Origin of the sequence: Paenibacillus sp. 598K (assembly GCF_003851045.1) — a bacterium.
In the GTDB taxonomy this organism is placed as follows: domain Bacteria; phylum Bacillota; class Bacilli; order Paenibacillales; family Paenibacillaceae; genus Paenibacillus_D.
In genome coordinates this window covers 119,921-129,846 of the sequence record NZ_BFBX01000088.1, presented here as the reverse complement: position 1 = coordinate 129,846, position 9,926 = coordinate 119,921, and the positions used below count along the sequence as shown (strand labels likewise).

Annotated in this window: 7 protein-coding genes; all 7 read left to right on the top strand. The window is 49.3% G+C overall.

Translation table 11 applies throughout. The features are described 5' to 3' along the window. Positions 1-606, top strand: a 606-nt coding sequence (locus tag PA598K_RS24230; RefSeq protein ID WP_185602199.1) for an S-layer homology domain-containing protein, incomplete at its 5' end; no start/stop codon positions are given. 296 nt (positions 607-902) lie between these two features. Further along, positions 903-3,266, top strand: a complete 2,364-nt coding sequence (locus PA598K_RS24225; protein ID WP_128659427.1) for a helix-turn-helix domain-containing protein — start codon at positions 903-905, stop codon at positions 3,264-3,266. Between the two features lie 145 nt (positions 3,267-3,411). Beyond that, complete coding sequence (locus tag PA598K_RS24220; RefSeq protein WP_185602198.1) at positions 3,412-4,914, top strand: ABC transporter substrate-binding protein; 1,503 nt, start codon at positions 3,412-3,414, stop codon at positions 4,912-4,914. A 71-nt stretch (positions 4,915-4,985) separates the two neighbouring features. Continuing rightward, positions 4,986-5,897 (top strand): ABC transporter permease, encoded by a 912-nt coding sequence (locus PA598K_RS24215; protein WP_128659425.1) that lies wholly within the window; start codon positions 4,986-4,988, stop codon positions 5,895-5,897. 12 nt (positions 5,898-5,909) lie between these two features. Beyond that, positions 5,910-6,800: a carbohydrate ABC transporter permease gene (locus PA598K_RS24210; RefSeq protein WP_260405578.1), complete on the top strand. Its 891-nt coding sequence runs from the start codon at positions 5,910-5,912 to the stop codon at positions 6,798-6,800. Positions 6,801-6,827: 27 nt separating this feature from the next. Further along, a complete protein-coding gene (locus PA598K_RS24205; RefSeq protein WP_128659424.1) occupies positions 6,828-8,831 on the top strand; it encodes a beta-galactosidase trimerization domain-containing protein in 2,004 nt (667 codons plus the stop codon). Next, the gene (locus PA598K_RS24200) at positions 8,828-9,895 is read left to right on the top strand and encodes an alpha/beta hydrolase family protein (RefSeq protein WP_128659423.1); all 1,068 of its coding nucleotides are present in this window, start codon (positions 8,828-8,830) and stop codon (positions 9,893-9,895) included. The genes PA598K_RS24205 and PA598K_RS24200 overlap by 4 nt, the downstream gene beginning before the upstream one ends. Positions 9,896-9,926: the final 31 nt, after the last annotated feature.

The following is a 9,926-nucleotide window of genomic DNA, read 5'->3' as shown; positions in this document are numbered from 1 at the left end:
CCAACAACGCCAACAACGCCGAGTCAGCCAAGCGATGTTGAGGAGGACTCCAGCGATAATTCGGTGCCGCAATTTTCGGATATAGGCGGTCATTGGAGTGAGCAGGCTGTCAGGAAGGCGGCATCTCTGAAATTGATCCAGGGTTATCCCGATGGCAAGTTCCGGCCGGATCAGGCGGTGACAAGGGCACAATTCGCGGTTATGCTATCCAATGCGCTCAAACTTAATACGGCGGAGACCGCTCTACCCTTTTCGGATGGCGAGCAGATTCCGCAATGGGCTCGGGCAGCGGTTGCCCAGACGGCAGCAGCGGGACTGATCACCGGGTATGAGGACGGTTCGTTTGGCGCCAGTGCAGTTGTTACTCGTTCCCAGATGGCAGTCATGTTGCAAAGAGCGTTGCGAATCGATATCCCTGCTGGCGATGTGGAACGGTTCGCCGACCATCGGGATATTCCGTCTTGGGCCAGACCGGCAGTAGAGGCCTTGCGTGCAAGTGGGCTGATCGAAGGACGAGGCGGTAATCGCTTCGCTCCGAATGAGGAGACCTCTCGTGCAGAAGCGGCAGTTATGCTGCTTGGCATGCTGGAGTACAGGAACGAATAGCCGTTGTGAAGGTAACAAGCGTACGGTGGAGAAGTTAACTCCACGGTGCGCTTTTTTTAAATTCTAAGAATTTATAAGTTTCAACCTTACATCAGCTTAGAATTCTCCGACAAAGCTCTTCGCACGTCCTGGAAGGACGACGAAGTCGTTTTTGCTTGTGCATAATCAACAACTTCTATAAGAAGTGCAAATTTAACCACATTGTACAATTCCGAAACAATCCCTTGTATGCCAAGATACAAATGAGGCTTTGCTGTATTATGATGTAGGAGTAGACATGGCGGGGAGGACTACATATGGGACTTGTTCGAAAATTCAAAGCCAAATACACCTCGAGATTACATTTGCGTAAAATGATGATTTTGATCTCCATTTTAACCTTGCTGTCTTTGAGCACCTTTGCCATCGTTTTTTATTTTGTCTCGCAAGAGAAAATTGTGCAGCAGCAAGTGCAATCGAATACTAAAGTATTGCAGCAGGTTCGATATAACATTACCTATATGAACGAAATCATCAAAAATATGGCCATATCCACTTTTTTCGATGAAGAATTGACGCCGCTGATGTCAACCCGTACGGAGGATATCCTCGATATGCTTCCCCGAATGATGAAGCAGAAAAAGCGGGTGGACTCCACTTCATTTTTGCATTCCATCGTTGTGTATAACGGAAAGACGCAAAGCTTCTATGCCAATAATTTAAAGTATGCTCTGGACTCCGTGTCGAATCAGGATACGGACAAGCTGCTGGCCAACTTCTTGCCCATCCTGAACAAGGAAGTTCCTTGGGACAAAATGAAGCTGCTCCCGATGAGCACGACAAGCTTATTGACCGATGAGCGGCCTAACTATGACATTTTTACGTTGGCAATGTATCAGTCACTGGACAATTACAGCATAGGTGAGAGCGTTCTCTTCATCAATGTAAAGTCTGAATGGCTATTAAACAACTTGAAAATGTTGAATCAGTTGGACGGTCAGAGCAGCAATGGCGATTTTTTTGTGGTGGACCGTGAAGGCACCGTCTTGCTCCCATCTCATTTCGATCGTTTGGATCGATTGGATTTGGGTCGTTACTTGCAAGCCGAACAGTCAAATCGAATGGAGACCCTCAACACCTCCTATTTTACCGCCACGTTGAACGGCGCCAAGCAAATCGTCACTATTATGGATGCAGACGTGAACAATTGGCAAATCGTCATGGTACAACCTTATAAATCAGTCATGGAGACGTTGTATCAAATTCGAAATACGTTAATTATGGTAACGCTTTGTTTTCTAGTTATTGCCGCCATACTAGCTGTAATGGTTAGCTTGAGGCTGTATCGACCGATCGATCATTTGATGCTTCAGGTCGGAGGAGACAGCCCGTCGGAGTCCACGGCTCCCTCTGCCAAAGACGAGGTGAGCTATGTGATCCAGGTGTACCAATCTATGAAAGAGAAGCTGGCCGTGCTCAAATCGGATCAAACCAGCAAACGAAACATTGTCAAGGAGTATTACATTCAAAAGCTGTTAAAAGAAAGCGATTCTATCGCACGAGAGGAGTTTCGGCAGTGCATTGCAGACAATGGTATCCATATCCATCCGGATGGACGTTATTTAATCGCTGTATTAACGATTGACGAAAATTCGGTACGCCAGATGGATGCGCAGCTATCCGCCTTTGCATTGATGAATATTGTAGAGGAAACCTTCTTTCGGCATTTCCTCTGCGAATGCATCGATATGCGTACAGGTCATCTCGTGTTGCTGATCAGCACGGCCGATAAGACGGAACAGACGATGGATACGATAGGTCTGCTTTTGCGCGAGGTTAAGAAAACGGTGGCGAGTTACTATAATATGAAGTTCGGCGTTGCGATCAGCGTGCCGTGTGAAGACTATACGGAGTTGTCAGAGCGGTATTTGGAATTGCAGGAGGTTGCGATGTACCGCATTATTTTTGGCTTGGACAGCATTATCGTACCCGAAATGACGTTCGATAACAGGATGAATGCCGAGGTGGGCATTTCGTTGGAACTGGAGCAGAAGCTCGTGGAAAGTATTAAGCTCAATAACGAGGATAAGGTTCGGTTGAGTCTGGACGGCATATTCTCGCAATTGTCCAAGCTTAGTTACAATCATATGATGACAAGCCTGTTCCATCTTATTCTGGTCGTTCGCAAGACGATTACGGAGATGAATACGTACAAATTGCAACCGATTACACTTAGCTTGAATGTGCTGCACCAAAGCGTGTCGGGACATAAAACACTGGAAGATATCAAGGATGATTTTTTGCGAATCTTCGGGGAGCTGTCCGAAGAGATCTTGGATAGCGGCAGAAACAAAAATACAGTTCTCATATCAAAGATCAAAGAAATTATCGAGGACAATTACAAGGATGAGAATCTGAGCTTGCAAGCCATTTCCTCTATGCTCAAGATGTCTTCCGCCTATGTAGGCCGTGTGTTCAAAGCGAGCGAGGCGGTGTCTGTCGGCGATTACATCAACGAAGTTCGCATGAAGCAGGCAATCAAGCTGATGGACAACGAAAGATACACGATTAAGGATATTATGGAGATTGTGGGCTACAGCAATTTGAGCTATTTCTGGCGGCTATTCAAGAAGAAATTCGGCACAACGCCCAAGGAATACCGCCAGAAAAAAGCCCGTTGAGGGCGAATCGCTTGGGCATAGAAAAATGCAAAAAAGACTATGCAACGGTCAAGAAAATACGATAAGTACAATTTACATACGATCGGCAATCCGACAAACTGAGGCTTGCAAGAGGGGAACAACAATTATTGGGAGGTCAGACGAAATGAAAAAAGGAATCCAATGGATGACTGTAGCGCTGGCTGCAATGGTAGTGTTAAGCGGTTGCAGCGGCGACGGAAGTGGCAACAGAAGCGAAGCGGCGCCCACCGATTCGCCCGGGAGCGGCGCCTCTAAGCCGTTGGTTGAGCTGGTCTGGTATTATCCGCAAGCGGCCGCTCAACCGGATTTTGCTTCCGTTCAAGCGGCAGTGAACGAAATAACGGTGCAAGAGATAAATGCAACGGTTAAGTTGATGCCCGTCGATTTCGGGAGCTACGAACAGAAGTTGAATACGGAACTGGCGGCCAATGAAACGATTGATATTGTCTGGACTTCGAACTGGTTGTTTAATTATGAGCTCAATGCTCAAAAGGGCGCTTTTCAGCCCATCGACGAACTGCTCGAGCAGTTCCCTGCGCTAAAGGAGCAAATTTCCGAAAAGGTATGGGACGCCGCCAAAATCGGAGACAAAATTTATGCCGTGCCGAGCTACCAGACGATTACAAGTCAACCCGGTTTTTATATTCAAAAACGATTTATCGACAAGTATAACTTTGATGTCAGCCAAGTGAAGAACGTAGAAGATCTGGAGCCGCTGTTTGAGCAAATCGCCAAGAACGAGGAGGGGATTATACCGCTTGCGAATTCAGTCTTTAACCCGTATGTGTATGGCATGCATAAGCTGAGCGGCGGCTTCGGCGGCAATAGCGCCGTTGTGTATCAGGATGATAAGGATTTCAAAGTTCATGCATTGGCCGACACGCCAGAATACCAGCAATATTTGAAAATGGCGCGCTCCTGGTTCGAAAAGGGAATCTTCAAGCAGGATATTGCGATTATCGACGTTCAGTCCGAGCGCGCCAAAGGCAACGTAGCCGCAACTTTCGAAACGTCGATAAAACCAGGCGGAGAGGTGGAGGCCCAATCGCGTGGCGGTGGCTACGAAATTGTAGGCGTTACGATTATGGAACCCTTTATTGCGGCGGACATTAATGCAACGCTAAATGCGATCAGCTTCACCTCCAAGCAACCCGAACGCGCGTTGGAGCTGCTGAATCTGGTTAACACAAACAAAGCGTTATACAATCTGTTGAGTTTCGGCATTGAAGGCAAGGACTACACTAAGGTTGCGGATAACATCATTAAGAAAAATGAAAATGCCGGCTATTGGAGCAATACGAACTGGGTATTCGGCAATGTGTTCAACGGATATTTGGAAGAAGGAAAGCCGGCGGATACCTGGGAGAAGACGATTCAACAAAACGAGGAAGCCACCGTATCCCCGTTTATCGGATTCCAATACGACAGCAGCAATGTGAAGACGGAAGAGGCCAACACGACAGCGCTTAGCGAAGAGTATGACGTCTTGCTGATCACCGGCTCGATCGATCCGGAGGAGAAGTTCCCGGAGTATGCCGATCGCTTGAAAAAGGCGGGGCTAGACAAAATTATCGAAGATATTCAAATCCAATTTGATGCCTGGCTTGCGTCCAACGGCCTGAAGTAAAATCGCGCGGGGCGGGAATAGGCGAGCACGTTTTGTGCCCGTTTAGTTCCCCCTGCCCATAACGGGGTGACATGATGCTACCGAAAAAGAAGCTTCCCATCAATGTGGAATTAACTGTGCTCGCGCTTCCTGCCGTCATAGCCATCTTTGTGTTTGCTTATTTGCCGATGGGCGGGCTTATATTGGCTTTCAAAGACTTTCGTTATAATCTGGGCATTCTGGGGAGCCAATGGGTAGGTCTAAAAAATTTCGAGTTTTTGTTTACCTCGGATACAGCATTTCGAATTACGAGGAACACCTTGCTGTACAATGCGACCTTTATTGTGACAACGATGGTTGCTGCATTAATCATTGCGATATTGCTGAATGAAATTAGCAAAAAGTGGCTTAAGCTATATCAAACGGCGATGTTTCTGCCCTACTTTCTGTCATGGGTCGTGGTTAGCTATATAGCGATGGCTTTGTTCGATCAGTCCAACGGCTTTCTGAATCAGCTACTGCAAGGAATGGGGATGGAGCCCAAGCCATGGTATCAGGATGCCTCGGTATGGCCATACATTTTAACTCTGACGAATTTGTGGAAAGCCGTCGGATTTTCGGCATTGATTTATTACGCGGGCATTCTCGGCATCGACTCTTCCTATTACGAAGCTGCTACGATCGACGGAGCGTCGAAGTTTCAGATGGCTTTGAAAATAACGATTCCGCTGTTGGCCCCGCTTCTTATTATTTTGTTCATTATTAGCATTGGGAATATATTTAGGGCTGATTTTGGAATGTTCTACTTTATTCCGGACGATTCCAAGTTTATCTATGCTACGACCGATGTCATCGATACGTTCGTCTATCGTTCGTTAAGGCAGCTGGGCGATGTCGGCATGTCGGCCGCCGTTGGGCTGTATCAATCGGTCATTGGGTTCTTCCTGGTGCTTGGCGCCAACCTAGTGATCAAAAAAATCGACGAGGACAATTCGTTGTGGTAAAGGGAGGATGACGTGAATAGTGCAATTAAGGGGCGGAAGCCAGCCCAGATGGCCATTCATTTGTTTTTCATACTGCTAACGATTCTGTTTGTACTTCCGTTAGCATTGGTTATTTCTACTTCGTTGTCGAGCGAACAGTCGCTTCTGGAGCATGGCTATTCCTTTTTTCCGCGGGAAATCAGCCTGGTAGCTTTCGAGTATTTGTTTAAGGCGCCCCAGGCACTGTTAAATGCATATGGCATTACGGCCCTCATTACTGGCGTGGGGGCGTCATGCGGCCTATTGCTTACTGCCATGATCGCCTACGCGATTTCCAGAAGGGATTACCGACTGGCTCGCCCGCTTACGTTCTACGTCTTTTTTACAATGCTGTTCAGCGGCGGTCTGGTACCTTGGTTTATTTTGATCTCGCAATATTTGCAATTAAAAGATACGATTTGGGCGCTCATCCTTCCGATGATGATTTCCCCTTTTAATATTATTGTGATGAAGGGCTTTATGGCAAAAATACCGATGGAAATCATCGAGTCCGCCAAAATGGACGGAGCCAGAGAGTGGCAAATTTTCTTCCGCATCATTATCCCGCTGTCCACGCCGGCGCTGGCTACAATTGGCTTGCTCATTTCGTTTACGTATTGGAATGACTGGTATTTGGGATTGTTGTTTATTAACAACGACAATTTGGTCCCCTTGCAGCTATTGCTCGTTCGAATGATGAATACGATCGATTTTATTAAAAATATGGACGTTGCGACGTCCATGAATATGAATATACACGATTTTCCCGATTTGTCGGTTCGGATGGCGATGGTCATGCTGGCGGCGGGGCCGATGCTGTTTGTGTTTCCGTTTTTTCAGAAGTATTTTGTGCAAGGTTTGACCGTCGGATCATTGAAGGGGTAATTTACAATTTTATAAGGAAGTGTTGATATGCGATTTCGGCAAGTGCATCTTGATTTTCATACCTCTGAAGCCATAGCGTCAATTGGAGCAGCCTTCAAAAAGGAACAATTTCAGCACATGCTGAAGCTGGGACATGTAGACTCCATTACACTATTCTCCAAATGTCATCACGGCTGGGCGTATCATCCGTCGGAAGCGAGCGAAATTCATCCCGGTCTACGCTTTGACCTGCTGGGGGCGCAGATAGAAGCTGCTCATGAAATAGGCGTCAAAACGCCGGTGTATCTATCCGGCGGTCTGGACGAGAGACTGGCGAGAGCGCATCCCGAGTGGCTGATTCGAGATCGCGACGATGCGACAACATGGACCAAGGGCTATAATGAACCTGGCTATCATGAGCTGTGTCTGAATTCGCCCTATCTCGATGTGTTATTGTCGCAAGTACGGGAGACGTTGTCCCGTTATGATGCGGACAGCTTGTTCATCGACATTGTCGGAGTGCGGGAATGCTATTGTCATACCTGTATCGAGGCTGCGCGAATCGAAGGGAAGGGCCGACGCGACAAGGAAGCCTTGCTCGCCATATGGGAGCGAACCTTTGCGGTCTATACGGCTAAGGTCAGGGAGACGGTAGACGCCATCAAGCCGGGTTTGCCTGTTTTTCATAATGGCGGGCATATTAGGCGCGGGCGTCGCGATCTAGCGCGCATGAACAGTCATCTCGAGCTAGAATCTCTGCCGACGGGCGGAGGCGGCTACGATCACTTCCCGCTATCGGCGAGATACGCGCAGACGTTAGGGATGGATTACCTTGGAATGACGGGCAAGTTCCATACGGCCTGGGGAGAATTCGGCGGATACAAGCATCCGAATGCGCTTCGATACGAAGCTGCGCTCAGCCTTGCGCACGGCGCGCGGGTTTCGATCGGCGATCAGCTTCATCCAAGCGGGTTGATGGATGAGGCTACGTATGGATTAATTGGCGAAGCCTACCGTGAGGTTGAGAGCAAGCAAGAATGGTGCACGGCGGTTCATGCTATTGCAGATGTTGCGCTCCTGACATTGGAGGCGACAGGGGTGCATGCTCGGGCGCATATCGAAAAGGGGACTGCGGCGGGGTCCGATGCCGGTGCGATTCGCATACTTCTCGAAGGCAACTTCCTATTCGATGTGGTGGATCTTGAGCAAGACTTCTCAGTATACCGCGTGATTATTTTGCCGGATTATGTTCCTGTAGGAGAGGAGCTGCGGGTCAAGCTGGAGCAGTATATCCGGCGAGGAGGCAAGCTGCTCGCAACCGGATGGTCGGGGCTGGATGAGCAGGGAGAGCAATTTTTACTTGATTTTGGAGTGAAACACGAAGGTCTGAATCCGTATCGTCCCGATTATTTTCGACCGTTGTTCCAGCCTGGCAAGCTGGGTAAGGCATCCTTCGTTTTTTATTCGCAAGGACAGCGGGTTAGCCTATCTGGAGGAACCGAGCTGGGACAACGGGAAGATCCTTATTTTAATCGCGATGCGAACAGATTCTGTTCTCACTTGCATACGCCTAACAGTGAGGCGTATGGCGGACCTGGCATGGCAGAGAGCGCCAGCGGCATTTACATCGCTTGGAATGTTTTCGACGACTATGCATCGAAAGGCAGTCTGATCTTGAAAGAAGCGGTAGTGTTTGCGCTGAATCGATTGCTTCCGACCAAAACGTTGGTTACCAACTTACCTGCGCAGGGCATGGTTACGCTGCAAGAGCAGCGGGAGCATCATCGCATCATTAACCACTTGCTATATGTGTCGCCGGTGCGACGAGGCGATGGCATTGAAGTGATAGAGGATATTATTCCGCTTCGGAATATTCAGGTTTCGATTCGAACGGACCGAGCTGTTACGAGTGTATACTTGGCGCCACAGATGACGCCCCTCTTGTATCGGCAGGATCGCGAAGCGGTCTCCTACTCTCTTCCGGAGCTCGAGTGCCATCAAATGGTCGTTATTGCGCTTGCAGATGAACAATGGAGCGGGAGCGCCCAATGATCGAGCCGAAGGATAATCTTTACCAAGAAGCTGATCATGCCGGCAATGAGTATCGCGAGCGCCAATACGGCGAATTAAATGAATGGATCGAAGCGATGCAGCGGGAGTCGGCAAAGCGGCGGGCGCGTTATTATTCCCCGGATTACACCGATTGCGAGGCCTACGTCGCCAGCACGGAGCGTTATCGGGAAGACTTCGCCGCGATGCTGGGTTTGCCGCTTCCGGTCCCGATTAATGATCCAGAAGCTTACGTCGCCCGGAGAGAGGAAGCTCGGTATGAAAAAATAGCGGAGGACCGGCTAGGCGACATTTATCGAGTGACGGTACCGGTTCATGGGGGCTTGCAGGCCTACGGCTTATTCTTTCGCCCGGTGGGAGACGGTCCTTTCCCCTTGGTTATTTCCCAGCATGGCGGACAGGGGACGCCGGAGATGACGGCCGGTTTTTTTGATTCCACTAACTATAACGACATGACACGCAGAATTTTGAGGCGGGGAGCCGCCGTGTTCGCCCCCCAGCTTCTGTTGTGGGAAGGGGGCCGATTTGGTCCCGTCTTCGATCGCACAATGATCGATGTCAAATTGAAACAGCTTGGAAGCTCGATCACGGCAGTGGAATTGGTCAAAATCCGGCACTGCCTGGACAGCTTGCTGCTGCGTCCCGATATTGACGGCGATCGCATCGGTATGATGGGCTTGTCTTACGGCGGCTTCTACACGCTGTGCGCAGCCGCGCTGGACGCCCGAATCTCCGTCGCCATATCTTCCTGCTACGTCAACGATCGGTTCGCCTACGGATGGTCCGACTGGACCTGGACCGATTCCGCCAATAGGTTCCTTGATGCCGAGATCTGTGGTCTGGTCTGTCCGAGGCCATTGTATCTTGAAGGCGGCTCGCACGACGCAGTCTTCGCGACGGAAGGCTTTATCGCGGAGAGCGAAAGGGCGAAGCGGCACTATGAGCGGTTGGGTATCGCGGAGCGATTCCACAGCGACGTATTCGAAGGCGGCCATGAACTTAATCCGGAAGATGAGCCGCTCGACTTTCTGTTCCGGCATTTGTGATCATACCCAGGGATGAAGCCCGCCCAGGGAC

What these genes read in the sequence shown, in the direction of transcription:
- PA598K_RS24225 (WP_128659427.1), top strand. Translation starts at nt 903, where the DNA reads ATGGGACTTGTTCGAAAATTCAAAGCCAAATACACCTCGAGATTACAT.
- PA598K_RS24220 (WP_185602198.1), top strand. Translation starts at nt 3,412, where the DNA reads ATGAAAAAAGGAATCCAATGGATGACTGTAGCGCTGGCTGCAATGGTA.
- PA598K_RS24215 (WP_128659425.1), top strand. Translation starts at nt 4,986, where the DNA reads ATGATGCTACCGAAAAAGAAGCTTCCCATCAATGTGGAATTAACTGTG.
- PA598K_RS24205 (WP_128659424.1), top strand. Translation starts at nt 6,828, where the DNA reads ATGCGATTTCGGCAAGTGCATCTTGATTTTCATACCTCTGAAGCCATA.
- PA598K_RS24200 (WP_128659423.1), top strand. Translation starts at nt 8,828, where the DNA reads ATGATCGAGCCGAAGGATAATCTTTACCAAGAAGCTGATCATGCCGGC.